The organism is Aureitalea sp. L0-47 (assembly GCF_026126405.1).
In the GTDB taxonomy this organism is placed as follows: Bacteria; Bacteroidota; Bacteroidia; order Flavobacteriales; family Flavobacteriaceae; genus Pukyongia.
The window spans coordinates 453133-478949 of sequence record NZ_JAFMTQ010000001.1; the positions used below are offsets into that span (position 1 = coordinate 453133).

Consider the following 25817-nt stretch of genomic DNA (forward strand, 5'->3'; position numbering starts at 1 on the left):
ATGGAACATCCCAATTTGGATTACATCAAGGCCTTATCGGCTGGGGAAACCGCCTTTGAAAAGGAACTGATTCGGATTATTAAAACCGAACTTCCTAAGGAGATAGACACCTACGAGAGCCAATTGAAGGAGGGTGATTTCCTTTCTGCTGCTCAATCGGTCCATAAACTTAAGCACAAAATTAGTATTTTAGGCATGACGTGGGCATACGATCTGGCAGTCAAGTATGAAGAAGACCTAAAAAAAAGCCAGACCAGACTCGAACAATCTTTTAAAGACGTTCTGCAATTGATGTCGCGATTCGTAAATGAACTAAACCTATGAAGTGTATTATAATTGATGATGAAGCGGCTGCTCGGGCCATATTAGAGCATTTGTGTGAACAAGTGCCAGATCTTGAGATCCTTGAGTCTTTCCCTAACGCGATTGAAGGAATAAAATTTCTGAACAAGAACGACGTTGATTTGATATTCCTGGATATCCACATGCCGGATTTCACTGGATTCGACTTCATCGATACCATTAATAACCCGCCCAAGGTAGTACTCACAACATCCGATAAGAATTATGCCGTTGATGCCTTCGAATACGATTGCATTGTAGATTATATGGTAAAACCGTTAACCCTACCGCGATTTCTCAAAGCTGTGCAAAAGGCGGAAGCCGCTTTACGCTTGAACATTACCGGACAAAGTTCTAAAGCGGAGGATGCGTCTTCATCTCAGGAAAAGGAACTTTATGTGAACATCGACAGGCGATTAATAAAGATCGATTTCGAAAAGATTTATCTTATTGAAGCCAAAGGGGATTACATATTTATTAAAACCGAAGACAGTAATTATACAGTTCATTCAACCCTTAAGAAGATTCAGGAAAAATTACCGGATTCCTTGTTCCTGAAAGTACACAGGTCTTACATAATCAACTTTAAAAAGATCATTGATATCGAGGACAATAGTGTTCTTATCGCGAAAGACGTGATCCCGATTAGCAGGTCCAATCGCCCCGAATTAATGAGGCGACTTAATCTCCTGTAACTAATCGTTTAGATACATTCTTAATAGGATTCCAACGTAACCGTACTCCCATTTCAGTATATTCAAAACCAGTTGCAACCGCCGAAGCGATGTTGCTGTACTTCCCGAATGCACCGAGCGTAAAATCCTTCCCGAGTGAAAAGTTAACTGCGGCATCCAGCCTGTAGGTTGAAGTGGCTTCCTGGCTTTCAACGAACTGTAGGCCTGCGGCTCCCTTGAATGCAAAGGACCACTTATCAGACTGTCGACTCATTTCTGCGAAAATCTCAGTAGCCTGGTAGGAGTACGGACTGAAATACAGTTCGGGGCGTTGTTCTTTGAAACTGATGTACTGAAAGTTCAAGCCTGTCTTAATAAGTGGTCGATCAGTGACCTGGTAATATAGGGAGGTAAAAAGCAGGTTTCGGGTATTGGCATCGGTTTGAGCAGTATATGTATATGAGGTAAACCATCCTAAACCAAAATTTGTCGATAGGTTATAGTTGAGCATATAATGACTCATTAAGATCTTTTCGGCCACCAGTGCCGCATTGAAATTCTGAAGTTCCCTGGTGTAACCCAATCTTAAGAATTGTTTTGGTAGCGGTCTGGATTCCAGAAAGACAGAGCCGATCCAATTCGTGTAATCGGACGTAGATGTATTGGCATTTAACAAGCCAATGTTTCCTTTAACCCATGTATTATTGCGGATTCGGAATGCAGAACCAACCGAAAACTGATCATAGCCTGCTCTCATTCCGCTAAGTGAGTTTTCTGTCGATCGGTGGCTGTAGGCGAAGTTGAAATGTGTTTTGAATGATATCGGAAGCCTTATGGAGCTGTTTAAATTTGTCGCGATATTATTTCCGTTATCACTTGAATACGAGAAGGAACTATTGGCTGTAGGTTGAAGTTCTTGCTCAAGTTGTTGCAATAAGGCGATCGCGTCCTTCTGATTGACATATATATTCAGGGTATTGAGTAGTTGCCGTCGCGCGAGTTCAAGGTTACCATTGGCCCTGTATGCGTTCGCTAGTCCCAAATTCGCATCAAAGGAAAGGCTATCCTCTTTAAGGACCGACCTATAGATATCGATGCTTTTTCTGAAGTCTCCCGTGTACAGACCGATTGAGGCTTTAAGGTTCATGATAATTTTATCATCTGGGTAGGTTCTTTCCAGGGAATCCAATTCTGAAGTGGCTTTTCTAAATGATTTATTCCAAAGGAGTGCCTGAATAAATCGTTCCTGTGCTTTGAGCTTAGGTTCTTCATCCTGAATATCCTTGGTGTAATTCTTGGCTTTGGCAGCCCATTGAAGGGCCTTCTTATTATTGTTACGCCTATGCTCCACTAGCGATAACCCTGTGTAAGAAACCACCGAATCCGAAATTTGAGTATACACGATTTCGGCTTTGGAGAGATCGTTGGTCTGTAAATAAAGATCCGCCAGACCCAATTGAGTTTCCGGATCTAGGTTAAATTCTTCAAGGTTGCTTTGAAGCAAATTTTCTGCATCCGTGTAGCGTCCATTATTAGCATGTGAGCCAGCGAGGCCTAACCGAATAAATTTTCTGCTAATTCTTGCACTTGTATTTACGGAGTCGGACGCGATAAGCATGTTGATGTATTCAAGAGCTTCTTCGTACTTCTTCAGATTGGAGAGGGTGTTGGCATATCCGAGTAGTATTGTGGGATGCTCTGGATAATCTTTCATCAGTGTTTCGTAATATTTTAAAGCCCTGAAGAATTCCTTGTTCCATAGTAATGACTCTGCATAATTTAATTTTAGTTCTAGGTCATTGGGTTCCTTTAAGAGCAGTTTGTCGAATATGCGCTTAGCTTTTCCGGGTCTTCCATTCAATCCTACAGCACGTCCATAGCAAAGTCGCGCGGTTTTATTACCAGGATGTTGGGTAAGTACATCTTCAAAATACGATTCTGCATCGCTAAATCGCCCGGTTTCGAGAAGAACAAATCCACTGTTCATATCCTGGGCAATTGACGCACATTGAAATAGAAATGCAATAATTAGAAATCTTAGATTCATGACTTTTCTTTCTGGATGCAAGTTACAAGTGAACGGGTTCGAATCAATCGACAGTTTTCGACCATTCATCGAAGCAAAATGGTAGTTCGCAAGGAATCATGTAATTGCCCTAGCTTTTTTTGAAGTAGCAGGGATAGAAAATGATCGAGGTTAACTGCTTATTCCCGGGGATTGACTCTACCCACCTTCATTATGACGTTAGAATCACCTTTCATACCATTCGTCTACAGTAACTTCTTATTCGTCGATTTTCACTTAGATCTTCTGAAACGGAAATTGATATTTGCAGTGAAATTGAAAATTAAAACAGATGGAAATATTTATGCATTCAAACGAAAGCCTTTTGAGGATCGCTTATAAAGAGGGAAGAAATCCGACCAATACACATCTTAAAGTGGTACACAGGACCTCTTTAGAATCAAATTTAAAACTTGTATAGACTCTTTATATGGCACTTCAAATAACTCATACGAATAATGTCTATGTCCTGCACGGCAGGTTGTGTTCCGATCAGGTACATGAAGTTCGAAATTTCTTCAAAATTAAGTTGAAGCAATATGAATATTTAATGATCGATCTGGGTGGCTTGGACGACCTGGATCTATCAGCAGGGATCATGCTTCAGGATCTTAAAAAAGAAGCCTATCGCACTAACAGATCATTCCGCCTAACAACTAGCGGTAATAAAAAAATCATGGGTCCTTTCCAGGTATTGGATTCGCAATTACTAAACGCAGCTTAACCCCCTACTTATGTATTCAATTCTCCGCAGTATCCCCAGACAATTGGGCCCCGAGCAAATTTTTATGCTCGGAGGTCTGTTTGTCAATGTTGGAAACTATGCCTACAATCTTCTATTAGGGAGATATTTGGGTCCCACTCAATTTGCGGATGCTGCATTACTGGTCACCTTATTGCTTGTTCTATCATTTGTGGCAATGACTTTCCAGCTAACCACGGCAAAATTCGTAGTGGAGTTGTCAGGAGAATCCAGGGATCTTTTTCAAAAGTGGATGTATCGTTTGTCCCTTTCTATTGGTGTAATTATGGGTGTTGTGATCATGCTTTTCGCCGCAGAGCTACACCAATTATTCCGAACCGAATCCAAGGCCATGTTCCTTATATTTGGAGCCGCGGTACCCCTGTATTTTGCCATGAGTGTTAACCGGGGTGTTCACCAGGGAGATTGTAGTTTTATTCAACTGACGTTGACCTATCAATGGGAAATGATTTCCCGCCTCATTATTACATTCCTATTGCTATTCATCTTTGGTGTGAAATCCTCAACAGGAGTTGCTATTGGCATTGCTCTGTCCATGATCGCCGGGGTCTTTCCATTTAAGAAGTTAAAACGGGTAGTGAATCAGAATCTTCAGACTGCCGGTTTCCAAAAGAAATTGGTACTTCGGTTCTTATTAGTTTCGTCTCTATACGAAGGAACATTGATTATTTGTAATAATAGTGATATACTTCTTGTTAAACATTATTTCGAGAGTTATCAGGCTGGCCTATATGCTTCATTGGCCCTTATAGGACGTCTCGTCTATTACGTCACATGGATGTTTGTGATGCTATTGCTTCCGAAAGTGGTAAAAGCCAGAAAAGCAGGAGAAGCTACACGTCCGTTAATGCTTAAATATCTGAAGTACATCGTCTTGTTATGTTCATTGATTGTTGTGTTCACATTCCTGTTTCCAACCTTCTCGGTGAATGTGCTATTTGGTTCAGAGTATGTACAGATTGCCCCATTATTAGGATGGTACGCGGTTGCTACCGGGTTATTTGCCATATCTAATGTCTTCGCCTATTATTTTCTGTCTTTGGATCGTTACTTGCCCATAATCCTGGCAACTATAATGGGTATGATTCAAGTCGCTCTCATTGTGATATGGCATGAAACTCTCTTTGAAGTACTTCAGATGCAGGTGATTGCCATGTTTGTCCTTTTGGTCCTGCAATTTCTTCATTTTCGAATATTTTCTAAATCGAGCGATTAACAGTTTAACGGCACTAACTTTCCATTGGTCTACAATTGTGATCGGCCGAACGAAATTAAGCCGAAATCAGTCCGAAGAATTTCCATATTTGCCCTAGTTAAATAATTAATAAACAACTATCATGAGAATAGGTATCGTAACTTCATTTCCTCCTAGTAAAGTAACACTGAATGAGTATGCTTTTCACCTGGTTAAGCATATGAGACAACATGCAGACGTAAAAGAAATAATCCTCTTCACGGATGTTCCTGAAGACGAAGCAAAGATCCATCTTAAGGACAATGGTTGCACGGTACGCGTTGTGCAATGTTGGAAATTTAATAGTATGCGCAATATTCTTACTATCGGCAAAGCAATTCGCAGTATGAGACCGGATACAGTTTTATACAACCTCCAGTTTATGAAATTCGGAGACCGAAAAATTCCTGCTGCACTGGGATTGTTTCTGCCATGGCTTACAAAACTATCGGGTATACCTACCGTTGTTCTCATACACAATATACTGGAGGCTGTAGACCTAAACAGTGCTGGGTTTTCAAATAACCCTGTAAAAACGCGTATTCTGAACGCTATTGGAAGAGCCCTCACTAAAGTAGTGTTGAAAGCAGACAAGGTAGCTGTAACCATAAAGGATTACGTGACTATGCTTCAGTCAAACTACCTTGTCAATAATATAGAACTCATACCTCACGGGACCTTTGAGATCCCGGGATCTCCCGATTTCGAGATGCAAGATCGCCCGGTTAAACTAATGACCTTTGGAAAATTTGGGACCTATAAAAAAGTTGAAACTATGATTGAAGCAGGTATCATTGCCAGGAATCAAACCGGGATCCCAATGGAGATCGTCATTGCAGGAACCGATAATCCGAACACACCTGGTTACCTCGATTCAGTGAAAGAAAAATACAAAGACATTCCCATGCTAACCTTTACCGGTTATGTTGAGGAAGAAGATGTTCCTAAGATATTTGATGAAAGTACTGTTGTGATCTTCCCCTACACTTCAACTACGGGAAGTTCCGGAGTACTTCATCAGGCAGGGAGCTATGGTAAAGCGGTAGTTATGCCCGACCTCGGAGATCTTGCAAGACTGGTGGAAGATGAAGGGTATAGAGGAGAATTCTTTGAGCCGGATAATCCACTTAGCATGGCTAATGGTATTGTAAATTTAGTCACGGACACTTCCTACCGTTGTGAAATCGCCCGCGCGAACTTCCATGCTGCCACTGCCTATCCAATGAGCCGCATCGCCAGTATGTACATGGATACCTTTACTCAGATTATAGTTGAAAGAGGTTCTTCTGAAAGAATGGCAGCTTAATCACGATCCCGGATCACATCAAAGGCTTCCTTCTCATCACCATTTACATCAATAAGTCCAAAATTTGACTGCTTGCTATTTTTCCACGGTGATCCTCCCGTAATTGTTTTCGGACTTGAATGGAAATCATATAAGGTCCAGGTAAGAAAATGTATACCATCATATTGGTTGATGGATAAGAATTGGTCATAATATTCGGCCTGTTCACTTTGATTATGTCCAAAAATATTCCACAACCCAAAATCGGAAGACAACCCCAGTTCCTGTAGGACAAGGGGTTTGGTAGTTCTGCTTTTTAAAGTGTCGATTGCTTCCTGAAGACCGTCCAGATCCCGATAGAAATGAAATGATAAATAGTCAACCTCGTCTTCGAGTAACAGAGCATCTTCGGGGTTCGACCATCCAATTGTTACGCTGCTCCCGGGATCCAGTACCTTGATGTAATGGGACATGTGCTCAAGCCAGGCGACCACCTCTTTTTTACCTCGGCTGGAAAAATCCAGGTCCGGTTCGTTCTTTACATCCCAGCTAAGTACAGCCGGATGATCTTTAAATCGGCAAACCAACTGATTCGCATGCTTTAGAGTTGAGGTCCAGTCTCTTACTGAATAATCACCGTAGAAATCGAACAAAGTAACGATAACATGCAGCTCATTTGCGGTTGCAATGTCAAGAAGTTGTTGAAGTTTGTCTAATTTTTCGGTTAGCACATTGGCACTGCCGAAATCCTCGTAATTGACAAAGACCCTAATGGCGTTAAGTCGTAGCTCTTTGATCTTTCTGAAATCTTCCTGAATTATTGTAGGGTCAAATCCCTTTCCGAATGTGTTCCAAGGGGTTTGCTGTGGATAGTAATTAATACCGTTTAATTGTTCAGGAAGCTTTGCTTTAGGGTAGTTGTATATAGAAGTGATCGGTTTACCTGATTGGAAGCGTTCCATATGCCTTATGCGCCAGAAACCATCTTCCAGCAACATCACCAATTTATAACTAGCCAACTCATTTGTCTCGGCTTGGATATTTCCATCCTTCCAAAGGCGTGAATAGGAGCGCATTCCTAAATCCGTAAAGGCAACTAGCTTCCCGTCCGCACTGATGAGATCGAATTGTAGATTGTGAGAAAGCGTAGTTGATTCTATTGAAATTCCCATTTCCGAGTTGTACCGAATCAGTTCTTTTAATTTTTCTCTTGCATTCTCGGTATACATATCATCCAGACCATTCTGATCTCCCGTGAACAAGGCGTTGTTTCTTACGAACCACGCTATCTTGTAATCGTTGATAATATCATCGATGGTATTCAAGGAAAGCGTTCCGCCTTTTGCTTGCAGACTGTCCCAGGATATCTCGGGATGATAGTCTATCGCACCTTCAAGATCGCCGTGAAAAATGGAGCTTTTACTTGCACCGGAATTCAGAAATGAATATATCTCACCAATACCGAGCAGCAGCAGAGCGTTTAATAAAACAAACCCTGCGATTATGAGAATCCTGGATGTGATTTTTCGGGATATTCTCATCGTTCTACCTCTATTGTTTCAGTGATTCCAAGAGCTCTCACTTCAAAGGTTAACTTTTCTGAAGGAAGCCCCAGCTTAGAGAGACTGAAATTAACAATGCCTTCTTTACTGCCTTTTCTAAGTATTAAATTATCATTGAGGAACAAGGATATTTCGGTGCCATCCGACACCCATTGTCCCATATAACTTATAATAGGTCCCACTACGATGTTGTCCTCCAGCTTGTAATAATTAATGGGAATAGATTCAGTAATTTTTGTAAAGACGAGCTTCAAGCTATCGCTTTCAGCAATACCCGAAATCCTTGCCCTCACAGACCAGGTGTCTGGATGATCAGGATGAAGTATCTGGGCTGTTGAGACCCCATTGATGGTGGTTCCGGAGGTTTTTGAAATATTGCCTTGTTCCGATTCGATCTCGAAAGTAACCAAGGTGCCATCGCTGATCACATTTCCGTAGTTGTCCCTTAGCACCGAGGTAGATAAACGAACCAGCCGGTTGCCGTCGGCGTAGTCGTGTTCCCTTTTGGCAGAGATTGTGAAATCTACAGGCTTTGAAGGATGTACCTCACTCTCCATTTCCCGTGCGCCAAAACCATACAAAGAGGCGTTCACAAAATAGGTGCCTGTAGTCGTGGTAGAAGGAAAGACTTTCCACGCGTATCCGTTCTTCATTGGGATATTAAAAATAGACGTTTCCCTGCGGAAGGTGCTTCCAATATTTACCATGGTACTATCGCTTACCATATTGTCGTACATATCCGTTGGCAGAGTGACCAGCATAGCGAAATCAGCGGTGCCTGCCTGGATGCTTGGTGGGCCGAAATAGCTTTCCATGGTAATTGCTGAATCTTCTTTCGGCAAGATGCGAATCATTTTTCGATCTGTAATTTTATTATTTACTACAAGTAATACTTCGGTCTCACCTGCCGTCTCACATAAGAAGGATGGTAGCTGGAAATAGCTGTTATTACTATCGGTCTGAGGTTCCACGGGAACTGATCCATATGAACTTTTCACCCAAAGAAGGAAGGTATCTGTATTTTTACCTTTCGAAGGAATAGATTCGATGCCGGTCTCGTGAAATCCGATCCGGATGGAATCCCCTGCTAAGAATTCGACCTTGCCAGGAAGTAATTCGTATCTTCTTTCATCAGAGAACCCGCTAGGAACTTTAAGATCCTCCTCCGGAGCGAAAGATAAAATCGCCAGCGCCATACAGGTGCTAATGACGATAGAAGCTGCCGTATATGTTCCGATGCTCATCCTCATAAGGCATTTGCAACAAAATAATTCAACTTCAACATGTATTTACTCGCTCCCCGATCCTTTTTGGTATTGGAGTTCTGATCACTTGCAAATTCTCTATCTGAAAGCCATATGTCCCAAACCTGGGTGTTCGGGTGTCCATTTACAAAAACATTATTCATATCTGAGCTTACCAAGGTGGTCTGCACGGGATGGATATCCAGGCTGAAACGTTGTTTTCTGTGAGACCGTATACTTTCCGAAATATATCTTTGCTCTACCCAGCTGGTTTTGCCCTTCTCATCCAGGTGAGAGATGAGTAGCTGCGTAATAGTAGCATCTTTACTTCCTGTGTTGTACAATATCCCTTCAATGGAATCTTGAGAAATTACGAGATCGGATACCGCGATATAATCCCTCAGGTCTTTGGTGGCTACATTTGCTTCGATCTGGAGTTCAAAGGTGGCTGGAGCATCTGCAATTCTGGCATTTGTGAACTGACTGGGATCGAAGGTTACGGGAAGAGGGGAAGTGTCCTCATCCCATAAGTATTCTTCGAAATCAACCCTGAACGCCGTACGCTCCTTTGGCAGGAGTTTGTGTTTCATCAGGTCTCGTGCATTGAAGGAAGCGAGTATTTTATTGTTCCTTGAATAAAGTGTAGCCTTTATACTGATATCTGCCGGAATATTGTCCATGTTTTGAAGCTCTCCAACAATGTGATATGTATCATTTAAAGCAACAAGCTTAGCATTTAAAACACTAACAAGCGGTTGTTTCAATACATCTTCATGGTAGGTTTGCTCCGATGAGATCCTTCGTCTGCCATGGTTTGAGTAGGTTGTCTGTGATGTAGTAAACAGCTGATCGGCAGGGATATCAGTCTCATATTCGAGAGGGTCGAGGTACCACTTGCCTTCGATGCGCTGCAGTGAGTGATCTATATGTTGTTCGAACTTCTTTAAAGGAGTTACCCATGAGAGTTTTGTTGACACTACTGCACGGTCGCCTTGCTCTGATGCAAGATTTGTAGTTATTGCATCCAATTTTGAATAAGAACTAAGGAGTCCATCTGAAACAGATATTTCCAGCATGAACTGATCGAGGGATTTATCTGAATTCGGATTCAACAAGCTATACGACTTTTCGAATGCCTTAAAATCGAGTGCATCATAATAGGCTTCAACTGCGTTTTCGGGTGAGATTTGGTCTGAATTGGTAAGGTAGAACTGAATGCATCCAAAAATAATGAGCACGCTAAGTGCATAGGTCCAGAACCTTGAGAACGGTAGCAGTTTCTTTGGATACGATTCCAAAGCAAGTTTAAAAGACATATAGGACGGTGCAACAGCTTGTCTTGTTTTAAGTGTTCGTTGCCATAAGGAACGAAGGTTGAGTAAAAGCACAATGAATACAGTAAAAAGTGGGATGGTCCCCCACATCAAGGCCTGGTAAACGGGAATATCATCTCGCGCTACCCGGGAGGGCAGGGGTGAAACGCCTTCTTTTTCCCAAACTACGATCCCATTTTCTAGTCGTTGTAGCCTGTGCCAGCCCGAAAAATAAAGCAGAGGATCGTAAAACTTGTCATTAGAGAAGATATATTTCAAATGGTATTTTTCGGGAACAGCCAGGAATTGCTGAAGGGAGCCCAGTCCTTCAACACCTCGGAATTTGGAGTTTTCCAATCGTTCTACTGCTCGTGATGTAAGTTCCGGCAACCTGCGAGCAGAATGGTAGTTTCCGTCAATGGTAGATGCTTTGGTCTGTGCAGAAAGCCAAGCCATCTGGTCCCCAAAACCTAAAGGTAGATACCTCCATTTATAATGTTGATCCTGATTTAGAAAGTTCACCAGGGGTTGCATATTGATTTGCTCCGGTTGAGATGGCCTGAAATATCCAAGACTCATTGTAAATCCCGTCATAAACAGGAATACGGCTGCCAGAATGGCTCCACTTAATCTATGGTACACCGGGCTGTATTTTTTTTGAAGATATTGCTTCAAATCGCCTTCCGCGAATCTATATAAGAATTCTCCGAAAATGGGTAGTGCCATAATACTTGCCCAAAGCGTGAAGCGGTCTAAGGTGAGTATATTAAAAGCATTGTCACCAAGAATCATCTTGGGTAGTGGAGTAGTTCCACCGGTACCTAGCAACAATAGCAACGAGAAAGAGAGTCCAAAGAACAAATAGCGCTTGCTAAAATACCTGTAAAAGATATAAGGAAGTACGATTAGAAGTACACCCCAGGGGATGAGAAAGAAGACTAGACCTGATGAAGTTATCTCCAGGAAGTTATCTCTTGAACCATGGGGGATTGGCACCTGGGTAATAGGGTTGTTCTTTGTATTTATCCAATAAGGAAGTATACAAACCACGATAAGTACCAGTGCACCTATACCAAATACCAAGATGCGTTTAAAGTGATTCCTGAATCTACCAACAAAGATCTTTAGCGTTACTTGCTTCCATGTTCCGGCTTTCTCGAACGAATTATCCATCAATACCATTCCGATCAGAGGAAAGATGAAGAATACCATCCCGAAGATAGGAGTCACATGGTGGGATGTCACGGTAACGGCGAGTAGTGATAATGAAGTGATCAGATGCCAAATGCGCCCGGTTTTGAGCCATAGGTAGATTTCTGGTAAGGCATGCATAAGGACTGAGATTCCAATAATGCTTGGTAGCTGTCCAAATAGATGCAAAGTTTCCACAAAAGAAGAAGAGAATACCGAAATAAGTGCAGCGTAGCCAGCCACGGTTCTATTTGCAGTGATCAATAGAGCATATCGGTATACCCCTGTAACAAATAACAAGGTGCCAATGATAACTAAGGTGAACATCCCGAATTTCAACCCTCCGATAAACGACAGTAACGCAATGGCCTGATGCACAAGTGGGGGATAACCCAGGACAGTGAATCCAGTATACCAACTCTCGTTCCAAGTGTCGAACCAGTGTTCTGCATAATGACTTCCGAAGAAAACGTGGATCAAGGCATCATAGGTCTGTTCCATGGTAAAGAACATACTTGTACCATGAAATAACAAAGCCAGTATGATGGCAACTACGAGATATTTATTCGATCTGATCTTCACAAAGTTAGACTTTCTGTAAGCTGTAATTCTACGATACCAAAGATAGGTGATTCGATGAATGGTACATCTGTCGATAAGTGGCATTCATCTACAGTAACCCATCAGCCGTCGAAAACTTCCTTTTCTCGACGCAGGTCTGGATACGTTTGTATCGAAATTTATTGCAAACCCAAATATATATCTTATGAAAACAGGAATTATTATCCCTTGTTATAATGAAGAAAAACGACTTGACACAGAGGCTTTCGTTTCTTTTATCAAAGCTAATTACAATTATCATTTATGCTTTGTGAATGATGGAAGTAAAGACAACACATTAAAAGTACTACACAGTATGAAACAACAGCAACCACATAATATTAGTGTTGTGGATGTAAAACGGAATGTTGGAAAAGCAGCTGCCGTACGTGCAGGCGTAAGATACCTTTATCACCGATCGGATATAATAAGTATTGGATTTATGGATGCCGATCTATCCACCGATTTCAAGGATTTCAAGGATCTCGTGAAAACTCTACACTCGAATGAGCAATTATCCGTAGTTTTTGGATCGAGGAACACAGGTGGGAATGGTATAAAACGAGACGCCTTCAGAAATGTCATGTCTAAAATGATAAAAAAATTCATTCTGATGATTCTCGGTTTACCTATTCGTGATACCCAATGTGGAGCAAAGGTGTTTTCAAAGAATATCGTCCCCATAGTATACGGTGAAGCATTCGAGAGTAGATGGTTGTTCGACGTTGAGATCTTCCTTCGTTTAAAGAAATACCTCGGCAAGAAGGCAGTAATGAATCATATTTTCGAACAGCCTTTGATGCGCTGGGTACATGTCGAAGATTCTAAACTAGGTATGAAAGATTCACTCCTAATACCGATGCGGTTATTCAAGATTTGGACGGCCTATTCGCTTTTTCAAAAGCTGAATGTTGCCGCTCCCAGCGATGGGTTCGTACTGGAACAGGAAATGATTGGAAAAACACAACTATCAATTGCCGCTTAATATGAAAACAATTACGATGAAATCATATCCAATAAAATTCAATCCTATTCTTAAAGAAAAGATATGGGGAGGTACAAAACTTATCAACGAATATAATAAGGGCAATTCCCATAGCCCGATAGGTGAAAGTTGGGAAATATCCGGAGTGGAAGGAAATATATCGACAGTTATGAACGGTGCTTACAAAGGAATGACATTGAATGAGCTCCAGTCGAGATTTACTTCAGACTTTCTAGGAGATGAGAATTATTCTCGGTTCGGACAGGATTTTCCCTTACTCATAAAATTTCTTGATGCCAGCAAAGATCTATCCATACAGGTTCATCCGGACGACGAACTGGCCAGATCAAGACACGGGGGCTATGGTAAAACGGAAATGTGGTACGTAATGGACCACGAAAAGGATGCCTCGGTTATAATGGGATCGAGAGATGAGCATACAGCCTTACCAGTTTCAGGGTTTGATGCAACCTCAGTTGATTCATTCTTTAAGAGAGAAAAAGTACAAAACGGGGACATATACTCGATTCCTGCAGGTATGGTACACGCTTTGGGCGCCGGGGTTATGGTTGCCGAAATTCAGCAGACATCAGATATCACTTATCGAATCTTCGATTGGAATCGCAAGGATTCCGAAGGAAAAAAAAGAGATTTACATATTGATCTGGCTCAGGAGGCCATCAAGGACTTTTCTAGTACAAAAAGAATTTCATATAAAGCATCCCCTAACACTATGACCAAAACCGTATCGAACGAATTTTTCACTACGAATATGGTGGACGTTCACTCTAAATACAAAAGGGATCTTGCTGAAGTGAACTCATTCGTAATTTATATGTGCGTAGAAGGTAGAACATCAATTACGGTTGACAATCACACAGAGATCCTGCAGGCAGGTGAGACTGTTCTGTTGCCGGCTAATAGTTCAGAAGCTGCATTCTATGGACCAAAGGCACGACTCCTGGAGGTGTATGTGGATCCAGCTATGCATGCATACATGGAAGCAGCCGCTTAAGTAATGTTAACTTCCAATTCTATACTCCATTCAAATGTTACTCCAGGCCTTAGCGTTTTAAGTCCGATTTTATTGTTGAAAGCATCCGGAATGCACGACATAGGTTCTACAGCGAAGGATTTCTTATCTATCGGATTGTATAGTTGAATATAACCCTCTTCGGTTACAAACAATTTCAATTCGCGATTCGGTCCTTCTAGAATAACTTCTGAATTTGTAAGTCGGTAGGCATTGTCAACTTCTAAACCTGAAAGCTTAAACTTGGAATGGTTCACCGGTGCGGAGTGATCAGGGATCATAGTTTCATTTACCAGGTATTTTTTTTCAGCTTCAAAATGCAGACTGAATTTCTCCTGGTCTGGTGTTACAAAATAGGGATGCCATCCGAGTCCGAAAGGCATCAGATCTTTACCGGTATTCTTTACTGTAAACTTAAGATTCAGCCCTTGAGGACCAATTGTATATTCCAATTCAAGTACATATGGAAATGGGTAGCCCGGACTTTCAGAATGCGTAAATCGAAGGAAGAGCGAAGTATCGGTATGGGAGATTACTTCAGGGGTTTGGCAATAAGCGAAACCGTGTATGGAGTTCCCATACCTTGAATCATTCAGGTCTAGCTGATACTGTTTATCTCCAAAATAATACGCTCCATTCGCAATTCGGTTTGGGAAAGGAAATAAGATAGCTGAATTACAGAATTCCTTGTATTCTTCAAAGCCATCCTTGTCGATGGAAACCCCTTTTATTATCGGCTTTTCGTTTACCACCAATTCCTGTATGCTTCCCCCGAATGAAGGAACAATCTTGCATGAGAAACCATCATCTGTAAAATGATAGTAAGGGATTTCGGATTCAACAAAATTGCAGTTCACTAAAATATCTTCCGCAGTTTAGTTACGGAGGATTCTAAAGTACGCTTTTTTGCTTTTTATAGAAAGCGTCTGCCTGCATTTGCATAAGTTCCCTGGCGATCTTACGCTTGTAATCGTAGATCTCCTGTTCCTCGGCAATGTCTGCGTAAACACGGTTGTTCACATCCCTGTCTGTAGTCACCAGAACATCACGCTGTGATTTTTGCTGGGCCACCCAACTGGCAACCGCACCTTCCTGCTCAGCGAGTTTAAGGTCGTATGAACCTTTAGGCGAAAGTAGTTTGGCCAGGATGGGCGAGGTTTCAATAGCCAGGAACAACAAGAATATAAATAGTGATGGAATGATCGGAAGCTTGTTGAGGGCATTTACTCTTGCCATTAGTCCGTCGAAACCATCTATCACAGGCTGTGTTTCCGCTACTTTGGTTTCGTACTGCTCTGTCAATGCTGCTACCTGCGTTTCTGCTATTTCGATCTTAGCGGCATTGGCTGTACGCAATTCCTGAAGTGCAGCCAGTTCGGCATCGTGTTTATCACGTTTTTCCTTGTAGACAGGTCCTTTACCTACCAGTAGTGTTCCTTCCCTGCCTTCAGCTTCAGCAATAAAGGTTTCGTAATACTGGTTAACGGCCGTTTCCTTATCGACCACTTCTTGTTTTAGTGATTCGATCTCGGTGTTTAGTGCTTCGATAGAAGGCTGATACTGTAATGCCAATTGATCCTTGTTTTCAAGGGTCATCGTATTTTTTTCTTCCAGCAATACCTGGTCGATCTCCTTCTCGAATATCTTCAACTCTAAAGGTTTGGAAATGACAATGGCAATGATAATGGCCAAAACGATCCGAGGCGAAGCCTGAACGAGTTCGTCGAAAAAACTGTCGCGCTTTTTAATGGTTGAAACAATAAACCGATCCAGGTTGAAGATCAGCAATCCCCAAACGAGTCCGAAGAATATAGCCGTATAATAATTGTCGAATACAGTGTATAGTGCATAGGAAGAGGCGATCATGGCCATCACAGCTGTGAAGAAAACGGTAGCCCCAATTCCTGCATACTTCGTGCGTTCTCCCGGCGAGCATTGTTCCAGTATATCGGTATCGGCTCCGGAGCAGAAGATGAAAAAGCGTTGTAGCATAATGAGTTGCGTTATTGATTGATGTGCTAATTAGAACGCTGCATTTTCCGAATTGTTACAAAAAAGGCCCTTAAATCTTAAGGGCCTTTGTAGTAGGATATACTAATTTCTGAAATGTACTTTGAGTTTTCCATCCTTGCCTTTAACAACATTGATCATCTTGAGGGCGTCCAGATTCTTTTCAAGCTCTTTAGCTTTCGCATTCGATATCTTTTTGTCATTGAGATAAAATGTGGCTCCCTGAGAGATCAATTTCGATACGTCAAACGTTGGCGGAGGAGGTGGCGGCGGTGGCGGTGGTGGTGGCGGTATGCATTCCGGGAAAGGTTCGGCGTCTGCTTTTTGTTTCGGTGACATCTTATTATAGATGTACTCCAGACGTTTGAGATCCTTAAGTTTTACCACACGCTCTTCCTTTGGCATAGCGTTGTATTTCTTTGCTAGTTTGGTGTATTCCCTCATTTCGTCACGCGATGCGCTGGTTTGAAGTAGTTCCTCCTGGACCATGTCGTCCGTTTCAATTGGAATGTATTCCCTGTTTGTAAAACTGAACAATACAAGTGCTATTAAGGGTAGAATCAATATTGTTCGAATCCAAATAGCTCGTTTTGATGTGTTTGCTTTCATAACTGTAAATCGTTTTTTAATAGATGAATAATTGATTGAATTTGCCAATTGCGGCGAGCTGGCGGTTGATGAGTACGCCAGTAAGATCTTTTGATAGTCGATGGGGTCGGCACCATTGTTCAGAACGGAACGGTCTGCAAGAAATTCGTGGTTGAGTTTGATGGCACGTTTTAATAAATGAACCACCGGATTGAACCAAAATATTACGGTTGCAAGTTCAACAATGATGAGGTCTATGCTATGTAATTCTTGGGCATGTGTCTGCTCATGGGCGAGTACTTCCTTCGGAATTTCATCGTTTTTGTATCGTTCCCTATTCAGAAAAATAAAACTGAAAAAAGTGTGTGGTGCAATTCGTTCCCTGAGTAAAACCTTAATGATGTTGTGAGATCGCTCCTTGGGGTTACGAACGATCTTCCTGATCATTTCTCCCAGGTTTTTAAGGAATCGAATTCCAAAGAAGGCAACGCCAAGTCCGTAGAAAGACCATAGAATAACAGGGAGGTAATTTATTAATCCCTCTTCAGAAATTGTTACTCCCGGAAGCATTGTTATGGTTGAAGTTCCTATGGTATTTGCCTCTACATAGGTGGTAAAAGTGATCAACGGAATTCCGAATGATAAAAACAGCGCCAACAATAGATATACTCTTTTAAATCGGTGCAAACTAGTAGCTTCCAGGAGGCCCTTGTAAAAAACATAAAAGCATAGGATGCACAGCGCGGATTTCAGAACATACATCTCCATAATTACTTCTTTTTGATTTGCTGATCGATGATCTTTTTAAGCTCTTCCAACTCCTCTTTAGACAAATCCGAAGTTTCCGTAAAGAAGGATGCGAACTGGGAAGCACTATCGTTGAAGAAATTCTTGATCAGGCCATTTACGTGCTTAGAGAAATAGTCCTTTTTCTTCACTAGTGGAAAATACTTCCTGGAACGACCCTCCTGCTCATAATCCACGAACTTTTTGTCCTGCATTCGCTTCAATAATGTTGCCACAGTTGTTGGTGCGGGTTTCGGATCCGGGTACGCATCGATGAGGTCCTTCATAAAGGCTCGCTTCTGCTTCCAGAGTATCTGCATTAGTTGTTCTTCGGAATTGGATAACTGCATGAGTGATCTTTTATTTCTACAAATGTAGAATAAAATTTGAATTCTACAAGTGTAGAAGAAAAATTTTAACATTTAATCCTGTACCTTTGGCCAAATTTCGAAGAGATGAGTATTGAAAGAGCACTGAAGAAGAGGGCCAACGACCAATGTGAATTATGTGGAAACAGCGAGAATTTGTCTGTATATACTGTTTCCAACGCGCCCGCATCGGTAAGTGAAGAAGAGGCAGCCATCTATGTGTGCGCCACCTGTACTACTCAATTCGATAGTGATGACAGGGATGTACATCACTGGCGTTGTTTGAACGACTGTATGTGGAGTACGGTGCCCGCTGTTCAGGTGATGTCGTGGAGAATGCTTCACCGACTTAAATCCGAAGGCTGGCCCCAGGATCTGCTGGATATGCTCTACCTGGACGAAGCTACTCTTGAATGGGCAGCGGCGGCCGGTGATAATGTAACTTCAGAAAAAATATTGGTTCACAGGGATGTCAATGGCAACGAACTTCAGGCCGGGGATAGTGTTGTTCTAATCAAAGACCTTAAGGTAAAGGGTTCCAGCATGGTCGCTAAACAGGGAACTGCTGTTCGACGTATCTCCCTGGACCCGGATAATTCAGAATATATCGAGGGCAAGGTTGACGGACAAACCATTGTCATTATCACTCAATACGTAAAGAAGTTGTAGCCGAATTTACTTGCTCAACTCCGTAAAATAGTGATAGAACTGCGGAATGGTCTCGATACCTTTCAGGTAATTCCAGATCCCGAAATGCTCGTTGGGGGAGTGGATGGCATCGCTGTCGAGTCCGAAGCCCATCAGTATTGTCTTACTTTCCAATTCCTTTTCGAATAGAGCCACGATAGGGATACTTCCTCCACTTCGCTGAGGGATAGGCGTTTTTCCAAAGGTAGCTTCATAGGCTTTTGAGGCAGCCCGGTAGCCCAAACTGTCAATAGGGGTTACATAGGCTTGACCACCGTGATGGGGCTTGACTTTCACTTTCACCCCTTTTGGTGCGATACTTTCAAAATGGTTCTTGAACAATTCAGTGATCGCTTCCCAGTCCTGGTGAGGAACCAGTCGCATACTGATCTTGGCAAACGCCTGACTCGCAATCACAGTCTTAGCACCTTCACCGGTGTAACCACCCCAGATCCCGTTCACATCCAGCGTAGGACGAATGGAATTTCGTTCGTTGGTCGTATATCCTTTCTCACCATATACATCTTCGATGTCAAGCGCCTTTTTATACGCTTCCTTGTCGAAGGGAGCTTCGGCCATTTTTGCTCTTTCTTCGGAAGTCAGTACCTCTACAGTATCATAGAATCCGGGGATGGTGATATGGTTGTTCTCATCGTGAAGGGATGCGATCATCTTTGTTAGAATGTTGATCGGGTTTGCTACAGCACCCCCATACAATCCTGAGTGCAGGTCGCGGTTGGGTCCGGTAACTTCCACTTCTACGTAGCTCAGTCCGCGCAGTCCTGTAGTGATGGACGGAATATCTTTAGCGATCATCCCTGTATCACTGATCAGTATCACATCGTTGGCTAGTTTTTCGCGGTTTCGTTCTACGAACCACCCGAGGCTAACACTACCTACTTCTTCTTCTCCTTCTATCATGAACTTCACATTACAGGGAAGCTGATCGGTGGAAGTCATATACTCCATGGCTTTAACGTGCATGTACATTTGTCCCTTGTCGTCGCTACTTCCTCTGGCAAAGATGGCACCATCAGGATGGAGCTCGGTGTTCTTGATCACCGGTTCGAACGGCGGGCTGTCCCAAAGATCTAGTGGATCCGGTGGTTGCACATCGTAATGGCCATAGACAAGTACCGTAGGGAGGTTAGGGTCTACCATTTTCTCTCCGTAAACAATAGGGTATCCGGGTGTTTCACAAATCTCTACCTTATCGCATCCTGCTTTTTCAAGGGAAGCTTTCACTGCAGTGGCCATTGCATGAACGTCCTTTTCATAGGCCGAATCGGCGCTGATGGAAGGAATTTTGAGTAGTTCGAGCAGCTCGTTTATAAATCGGTCTTTATGTTCGTTTACGTAGGATCTTGCGCTATTCATTGATGTAAATTTTGAAGGTTATCCGCCTTCGCCAAGGGCTTGGGAGGACTGGATAGCGAAGGTACGAAAACCTGTAATTTTTTGTTGAAAAGATATTTGTAAATTGTAAATCTTATGTATATTTGCCACCCACAAAAGTGGTACCAGCGGCTGTGATGGAACTGGTAGACCTTCCTTCGCTTCGCTTCGGCGGGCAGGCATGCTAGAAGTCTAGCATTAATTGGCGGGAAAATTATGAATCACAGTTTATGGACACAGTAATGCGGCTGTGATGGAACTGGTAGACATGCTAGACTTAGGATCTAGTGCCGCAAGGCGTGGGGGTTCGACTCCCTTCAGCCGCACATCAAAAACCCTACTGCAAACCGCAGTAGGGTTTTTTCGTTTGCTTCAGGGTGTCGAATTGCAGTCGTATCGTCTGGTAGTTCCTAGCGAAAGGCCTGCTACCCGTCACTGCATTGACTTTTCCAGGATTTTTACAGTTAATGAGCTATGACATTGGTGAATGAACTCCAAAGAATGCCGCAGCATGTCCTTGTCAGTCGCCTTGATCTTTAAAATTTTTGTTTCTTCTGAAAGCCAACGCATGGAACCAGAACCATCAAAGAATTCGTCATATCTCCTTTTAACTGAGATTGGTTCTGACAACCACTCTTCGGTATTTTCCCAAAATCTATCACCTTTAGTAATACGCTCCCTGATCCTTTGAATCATTGTTTTGATGTCAACGTCCAAATATATGATCCCATCAGGTGGTGAAAATAGCCGGGCGGTGTTCTCAATCAATTTGATCATCTGCTCTTTCTCATCATCATTAATCAAAGTATCGATGTAGAACAAATTAGACAGCCAATAGTTATCAAGGATAACTACCTTTCCCTGATCCCTCAACCTTTCAGCCTCAATATATTGTTCTACCCATTTATTGTGAAAATATAGGAAAGCATGTATACGTTTATGGGGGTCTACAAAGGCAGTAGTGACAAATTTGGGGAATGATTCACCTTCATAGAACACTTTCCACAGTGGGTTCTTTTCCGCGATCTGTTCTACCAGGGTAGATTTACCGGAGGATTGCGCACCTACTACCGCGATAATCTTACCTTCTGAATCCATACTTCTTCATCCAAAATAATCCCTTACCCAGGCTTTCAGCTGGTTCGGGGTCATATTATCAGCTTTCTCAACACCGCGAATTTTCCGCGTAAGAGAAGTATATCGTTCGGAAATCTCCTTGGCCAATTTCTGACCTGCCTGTGCAGGTCCGAATATCACAACTTTGTCTGAACTCTCCACAAAGGGAATCAACTCTTTAAAATACTCTTTGAACTGTTTCTTTTCGTGGGCAAGGTACTTACTGTCGTGTACCACGTCCTGAGGGCCTCCTTTAAATCGAGTGCCACTGCCACCTTTCACATGAAAATCATCAATTTCCGAATAGACTTCATGTACTTTTTCTACATTCTCATCCATCGTAATAATGACCGCTTTCTTCTTGTCGATCCATATTCCTGTCTTCTTCATTGATCAATGTATTAAGTTGTTTATTTTATTTTTCCATTAAAAATTACCCATAACACCGAGTCCAACCGCGAAATAGTTCATATCTACTTCCGAAGGTATATTCATTATCATAAATTCTCTCGATAATGATCGGTAACGTACATCGGGTTTCAGACTCCAGTAATCCGTTAGGACGAATTCCACGCCGCCTCCCAGTTGCCATCCCAGGCCGTAATCGGAGCTGGCGTTGATGGTATTACTCATATCTTCAATTTTCAACTGTCCCAATAAACCACCACCATAAAGGAAGTAAGTCACCGGTGGATCTGTAACAGGCAACTGAAGTTCAAATCCGAAAGTAAAACTGTTCTCGGTGAGTTCCAATTCGTCGTTCATATCTTTAGCATCGGTCTTAAATGAATTCCATCCCCATCCTCCATAGGCCTTGAGATGTGGCATCATCTTGTAGGCTGCTTTCACTTCAAATCCGAAACCTAGTCCAAGGTTTTCCTCATTCAGGTCACTGGTTGGAATATTAAATCCCGGTCTGAATTCAGCAGAGAACCTGCTTTGTGCTACAGAAGTCGTTATCGCAAATACAACTAGCGCACAAATGAACGTATATTTCAGTCTTCTCCAGTTCATACTCCTAAATTTTAAACCCGGTCTTTTCTGATAAGATCTCTCTTATCTCGGGCATGGTGCTAGCTTCGATCATATTGATCGCGCGTACCTCGCACAACTTTTCAACCATGGTCTGGCCGGCAAGTGTGTTCGTCGATATACCCGTAACAATGTCAGGTACGATATCATAGGCTTTCATGAGTCCGTACACAGCGTAAGGGTCCGATGCACTCAAGACCACACATTTTATTTGCTCCCTGATGGCTTCAATCGCCAGGTCGCCGTTATAAGGTTCTAGTGGTGAAGCACCGATCTCCACTACGGCAATATCAGCATGTTCCGAAGCCATGCGGTTGATGAGCTGTTTTAACTTATGTTCGAATTCTTCCCGCGGACAAATGGACGTCGGCAAACCAACATCGACAAAATCGTAGACCGCATCCGCTCCAACATCCTTGATTGAAAGAATGTCCTTGTAACGTCCGGCACCAGTTAATTTGGCGCCCACCACTTTAAGTCCGGCCAGCTTGAGCAAATGAGTCACGATCCGCGCTGAGGTGGTTTTTCCTGCCGACATGGAAGTACCTACAAACAAGATGGTAGGGGTGGTATATTCGAGATCCGGATAGGTGATCACGTATTCCTCCATCGTCTTTTTATTACCTTCTCTCCAGGCGTGGCCCTTATATTCCACTTCCATCATCTGAGGCATAAAGACGGATTTGGAGGTCATTTTTCCGAGCAATCCCGCGGCGGTAAGTACATGCATCCGTAAATCTTCTCCCACTTCCCGGTAGGTACCAGTGGCTTCCAGGGTGGCAAATCGTTCACCGAAAGCACCAATAAGAAGGTCGCCGCCAATCACCCCGCGCATACGCCCCGAAGGGAGTTCTATTTTAAGGTCCATGCCGCCGGGATCTATGATCCGTGCAGCCACATAATCACCATTCTCCCAGGCTTCGCGAGGAAGTTTTCTGATCTCGAATTCCGAATCGGCGAGGTCGGAGATACGACACAAAGACGTGTATAAGAACCGGTGATCCATAACTCATTCTTTAATCGATTCAGATGTTAGTAATAAAACTAACAGGGCGGTCCGCTCCTTCAGTTTCTTATGGAAAATAAACTCGTGTTCGGCATGAGCTCCATCGCCAGGTGTTCCCAGGCCGTCCAGGGTGGCTGTGTGCTGGCTGGTAGTGTTCGCATCAGAACCTCCACCAACCATGGCGTCTTCAAGTTGTAATCCTAATTTCTCTCCCAGGTCACGAGCGTGTTCCCAGAGCTCGGTGTTGCGCTCATTCTTTTCCATCGGCGGACGACCAATTTTACCCTTTACCTTGAGGTCAACGTCGGATAATGTAGGTTTGAGACTCATTATTTTTTCTGAAATATATACACCATCGGCTTCACTGTTTACCCGCACATCTACCACAGCCTTGCTCCTTGGAGCGATTACATTGGCCGAAATTCCCCCTTCTATCATTCCTACATTCACAGTGATGCCCCTTTCCAGATCGTTCATAGCGTATAATTTCTGAACCTGTCTAGACAACTCAACGATCGCATTCACGCCTTTTGTAGGGTCTAGACCCGCATGGGCGGCCTTCCCCTTCACTGTAATGGTGAACTGTCCAATGCCTTTTCTGCTGGTTTTCAATTTGCCATCCAGGCCTAGCGGTGGTTCGAGCACAAAGGCCCGTTCCGAAATTTTAGCCAGGCGAGAAATAGCCCTTGTGGATTCGCGGCTTCCTGTTTCTTCGTCAGAATTAATCAGTATTACCGGGGTTACCTGAGTTTGAAATTCCAGCTCTTCTAATGCCTTAAGTGCAAAAAGTATCTGGGTGAGCCCTGCTTTCATATCGTATACCCCGGGACCTTTCAGTTTTTCTTTTTTTTCCTGAATTGGAAAGCTCTTAAGCGTCTTTAGTGGCCAGACAGTATCGCAATGACCCACGATGAGCTGAAGCGGAGCCCCTTTTGTTCGATTTTCGGGTCTCGCATATAGATACCCACCACTTTTTCTCCCCGGCATCCGAAGTGTAACATACCCCATCGAAAGCAAATGCTGTTCGAGAAATGAGAGAATCATCTTTTGTGCTTTCTTAGACCGGGAAGGTGACTCCAGGGACACTAATTGTTTACAGAATTCCACCATCTCCGACTCCCTGTTTTGTAGGTAATCTTTAATTTCCCGTGTTATGTTAGACATGGCAATCATCTGCAGAAGTTCTTAGGGTATGGGAAATTGAAAGTTTCACTAACACTGGCAAACCGTCCATCGGCTACGTATGCCAAAAGCGGATGGGCCGCGATCTGATCGCTTTCGTCCTTTTCTGAAACTCTCAGGTAATCAGGGTGCACCGAGGCCGAAATCACCTTCCCTGTGATCATACAATTCTCGTCGAAACCGTCTATGATCTTATGGAGTTTACATTCCAGGCGAACATAAGCATCTTCCATCAGCAAGGTATCCGTATGTGTGCCATTGATGGTTGGCAGGGCAGTTACTATCTCATCGGATTTTGAAATATTTTTACTTCGAGGAGAGGCACTAATAGCAGCCTGAATTACTTGCTTCGGAAGCAGGTAGCTCACCGAAAATTCCCCATTATTCACTACGTTGTGATAGGTGCTGTGATTTGGAGTGCAAACAAAACCAAAATAGTTGTTGAAACCCATCGGAGTAGCCATGTGTTTGGGTGCCATATCGTACCCTACGCCTTCCTTTGTTCCGATGATCACCAAAGGTGCAACCGTAAAGAAATGACTCCAAATAGGCTCAGTAATATCAAGGGATACGAAGGCAACAGGTAAATCCATAGTAACGATTTGACGGTGACCTAACAAATTACAAAAGCAACCACTTTTAAAAACTGACCAAAGTCATTCTTTGGACTAAAACAGACCGTCCACATTCGTACAAAAAAGAAATGCTACCCGAGGGGATCGGGCAGCATTTTTTAGAGGAATTATATTCTGGAATTTTAGGATTTGGTGGCAGCCATTTTACCGTAAATAAGGCCTACGATCAATCCCATCACAAGGTAAAAAACCAGGTAAATTCCAAAGTTGACCATCGTACCTGTAATATCTAGCATATTGGAAGTTGCATGGTTGATCAGGCCATCACCCAGGCCATGCATGATACTGAGCCAGAATCCAAAGGCCAGTCCACTGTTCACTCCATAATTTCCGGAACCGAATGAACGATAAATGGTACAGAATGCGAAAGCTGCCACAATACATCCTATGATAAGATATGGCATGTCCGGCATGTCCTTCATTAGACCATCCGTAAGCGCATTTTCACGGAAATACGGGTCGGCCAGAAGGCCCCATAGGAGATAGCCACCACCAAACCCCCAAATGGCGGTTACTAAAGTACTCACAAGATTTGATTTTGAAAACATAATTGAAAAGTTATTGGTTATGTATCAGCAAGTTACGAAATATAATAACCCAAAAAGAAGGAAAAAACTTACTCGATAATCCTCTGGGATTTGAATGGAGTCTTGTTGCTTACGGCTGATAATAATCATATTTTCTCTAGCATGTCTGGGATATATTTGGTCTGCAATTCAGA

The 25817-nt window shown here is 42.8% G+C and carries 24 protein-coding genes and 1 tRNA gene; 9 read left to right on the plus strand and 16 right to left on the minus strand.

Annotated features, from left to right (window positions below):
- Together J1N09_RS02010 and J1N09_RS02015 are read left to right on the plus strand one after the other, a co-directional pair.
- The gene (locus tag J1N09_RS02010; protein WP_265197734.1) at positions 1–324 is read left to right on the plus strand and encodes an Hpt domain-containing protein; all 324 of its coding nucleotides are present in this window, start codon (positions 1–3) and stop codon (positions 322–324) included.
- Entirely contained in the window at positions 321–1037 is a 717-nt protein-coding gene (locus J1N09_RS02015; RefSeq protein WP_265197735.1) for a LytR/AlgR family response regulator transcription factor, read from the plus strand. Before J1N09_RS02010 ends, J1N09_RS02015 begins: the two co-directional genes overlap by 4 nt.
- Here J1N09_RS02015 and J1N09_RS02020 read toward each other — a convergent pair.
- Positions 1024–3063: a tetratricopeptide repeat protein gene (locus J1N09_RS02020; protein ID WP_265197737.1), complete on the minus strand. Its 2040-nt coding sequence runs from the start codon at positions 3061–3063 to the stop codon at positions 1024–1026. The two genes, J1N09_RS02015 and J1N09_RS02020, sit on opposite strands and share 14 nt — an antisense overlap.
- A 448-nt stretch (positions 3064–3511) precedes the next feature.
- Here J1N09_RS02020 and J1N09_RS02025 point away from each other — a divergent pair, with 448 nt between their 5' ends.
- The 3 genes from J1N09_RS02025 (at position 3512) to J1N09_RS02035 (ending at position 6384) form a co-directional block, all read left to right on the plus strand.
- Positions 3512–3805, plus strand: a complete 294-nt coding sequence (locus J1N09_RS02025; protein ID WP_265197738.1) for a hypothetical protein — start codon at positions 3512–3514, stop codon at positions 3803–3805.
- A 10-nt stretch (positions 3806–3815) separates the two neighbouring features.
- Positions 3816–5060, plus strand: a complete 1245-nt coding sequence (locus J1N09_RS02030) for a sugar isomerase (protein WP_265197740.1) — start codon at positions 3816–3818, stop codon at positions 5058–5060.
- Positions 5061–5181: 121 nt separating this feature from the next.
- Positions 5182–6384 (plus strand): glycosyltransferase, encoded by a 1203-nt coding sequence (locus J1N09_RS02035; RefSeq protein WP_265197741.1) that lies wholly within the window; start codon positions 5182–5184, stop codon positions 6382–6384.
- On the opposite strand, the gene J1N09_RS02040 is transcribed toward J1N09_RS02035, so the two are convergent.
- Genes J1N09_RS02040 through J1N09_RS02050 form a run of 3 tightly spaced genes read right to left on the minus strand, consistent with a single transcriptional unit; the run spans position 6381 to position 12339 of the window.
- Positions 6381–7904 (minus strand): cellulase family glycosylhydrolase, encoded by a 1524-nt coding sequence (locus tag J1N09_RS02040; RefSeq protein WP_265197744.1) that lies wholly within the window; start codon positions 7902–7904, stop codon positions 6381–6383. The genes J1N09_RS02035 and J1N09_RS02040 overlap by 4 nt on opposite strands.
- Positions 7901–9169, minus strand: a complete 1269-nt coding sequence (locus J1N09_RS02045) for a hypothetical protein (protein WP_265197746.1) — start codon at positions 9167–9169, stop codon at positions 7901–7903. The genes J1N09_RS02040 and J1N09_RS02045 overlap by 4 nt, the downstream gene beginning before the upstream one ends.
- A gap of 2 nt (positions 9170–9171) precedes the next feature.
- Positions 9172–12339 carry a hypothetical protein gene (locus tag J1N09_RS02050; protein ID WP_321160788.1) on the minus strand — a complete coding sequence of 1056 codons (3168 nt, stop codon included), beginning with the start codon at positions 12337–12339 and terminating at the stop codon, positions 9172–9174.
- A gap of 100 nt (positions 12340–12439) precedes the next feature.
- Here J1N09_RS02050 and J1N09_RS02055 point away from each other — a divergent pair, with 100 nt between their 5' ends.
- Positions 12440–13258, plus strand: a complete 819-nt coding sequence (locus J1N09_RS02055; RefSeq protein ID WP_265197747.1) for a dolichyl-phosphate beta-glucosyltransferase — start codon at positions 12440–12442, stop codon at positions 13256–13258.
- A gap of 1 nt (position 13259) precedes the next feature.
- Positions 13260–14273 (plus strand): type I phosphomannose isomerase catalytic subunit, encoded by a 1014-nt coding sequence (locus tag J1N09_RS02060; RefSeq protein ID WP_265197748.1) that lies wholly within the window; start codon positions 13260–13262, stop codon positions 14271–14273.
- On the opposite strand, the gene J1N09_RS02065 is transcribed toward J1N09_RS02060, so the two are convergent.
- The 4 genes from J1N09_RS02065 to J1N09_RS02080 all read right to left on the minus strand — a co-directional run bounded on the left by J1N09_RS02065 (position 14270) and on the right by J1N09_RS02080 (position 18025).
- Positions 14270–15148 carry an aldose 1-epimerase gene (locus J1N09_RS02065; protein WP_265197750.1) on the minus strand — a complete coding sequence of 293 codons (879 nt, stop codon included), beginning with the start codon at positions 15146–15148 and terminating at the stop codon, positions 14270–14272. The genes J1N09_RS02060 and J1N09_RS02065 overlap by 4 nt on opposite strands.
- A 34-nt stretch (positions 15149–15182) precedes the next feature.
- Positions 15183–16283, minus strand: coding sequence for a DUF4407 domain-containing protein (locus J1N09_RS02070; protein WP_265197752.1), 1101 nt, complete (start codon positions 16281–16283; stop codon positions 15183–15185).
- 102 nt (positions 16284–16385) lie between these two features.
- A complete protein-coding gene (locus J1N09_RS02075) occupies positions 16386–17546 on the minus strand; it encodes a M56 family metallopeptidase (RefSeq protein WP_265197754.1) in 1161 nt (386 codons plus the stop codon).
- Between the two features lie 113 nt (positions 17547–17659).
- Positions 17660–18025 carry a BlaI/MecI/CopY family transcriptional regulator gene (locus J1N09_RS02080; RefSeq protein ID WP_265197756.1) on the minus strand — a complete coding sequence of 122 codons (366 nt, stop codon included), beginning with the start codon at positions 18023–18025 and terminating at the stop codon, positions 17660–17662.
- 105 nt (positions 18026–18130) lie between these two features.
- Between J1N09_RS02080 and J1N09_RS02085 the strand changes: the two genes are divergently transcribed.
- A complete protein-coding gene (locus J1N09_RS02085) occupies positions 18131–18712 on the plus strand; it encodes a PhnA domain-containing protein (RefSeq protein WP_265197757.1) in 582 nt (193 codons plus the stop codon).
- Between the two features lie 6 nt (positions 18713–18718).
- On the opposite strand, the gene J1N09_RS02090 is transcribed toward J1N09_RS02085, so the two are convergent.
- On the minus strand, positions 18719–20107 hold the full coding sequence (locus J1N09_RS02090; RefSeq protein ID WP_265197759.1) for a dipeptidase: 1389 nt from the start codon (positions 20105–20107) through the stop codon (positions 18719–18721).
- 262 nt (positions 20108–20369) lie between these two features.
- Here J1N09_RS02090 and J1N09_RS02095 point away from each other — a divergent pair.
- Positions 20370–20451, plus strand: a tRNA-Leu gene (locus tag J1N09_RS02095).
- Positions 20452–20557: 106 nt separating this feature from the next.
- Here J1N09_RS02095 and J1N09_RS02100 read toward each other — a convergent pair.
- From J1N09_RS02100 to J1N09_RS02130, 7 genes are all read right to left on the minus strand, one after another.
- Positions 20558–21223 (minus strand): AAA family ATPase, encoded by a 666-nt coding sequence (locus J1N09_RS02100; RefSeq protein ID WP_265197761.1) that lies wholly within the window; start codon positions 21221–21223, stop codon positions 20558–20560.
- Positions 21224–21229: 6 nt separating this feature from the next.
- A complete protein-coding gene (locus J1N09_RS02105; protein ID WP_265197762.1) occupies positions 21230–21631 on the minus strand; it encodes a hypothetical protein in 402 nt (133 codons plus the stop codon).
- Between the two features lie 36 nt (positions 21632–21667).
- On the minus strand, positions 21668–22255 hold the full coding sequence (locus tag J1N09_RS02110) for a porin family protein (RefSeq protein ID WP_265197763.1): 588 nt from the start codon (positions 22253–22255) through the stop codon (positions 21668–21670).
- A gap of 4 nt (positions 22256–22259) precedes the next feature.
- On the minus strand, positions 22260–23279 hold the full coding sequence (locus tag J1N09_RS02115) for an NAD-dependent epimerase/dehydratase family protein (RefSeq protein ID WP_265197764.1): 1020 nt from the start codon (positions 23277–23279) through the stop codon (positions 22260–22262).
- Positions 23280–23282: 3 nt separating this feature from the next.
- Positions 23283–24443 (minus strand): M20 family metallopeptidase, encoded by a 1161-nt coding sequence (locus J1N09_RS02120; protein WP_265197765.1) that lies wholly within the window; start codon positions 24441–24443, stop codon positions 23283–23285.
- Positions 24444–24448: 5 nt separating this feature from the next.
- On the minus strand, positions 24449–25054 hold the full coding sequence (locus tag J1N09_RS02125; protein WP_265197767.1) for a flavin reductase family protein: 606 nt from the start codon (positions 25052–25054) through the stop codon (positions 24449–24451).
- A gap of 164 nt (positions 25055–25218) precedes the next feature.
- Entirely contained in the window at positions 25219–25623 is a 405-nt protein-coding gene (locus tag J1N09_RS02130) for a hypothetical protein (protein ID WP_265197769.1), read from the minus strand.
- Positions 25624–25817 lie beyond the last annotated feature (194 nt).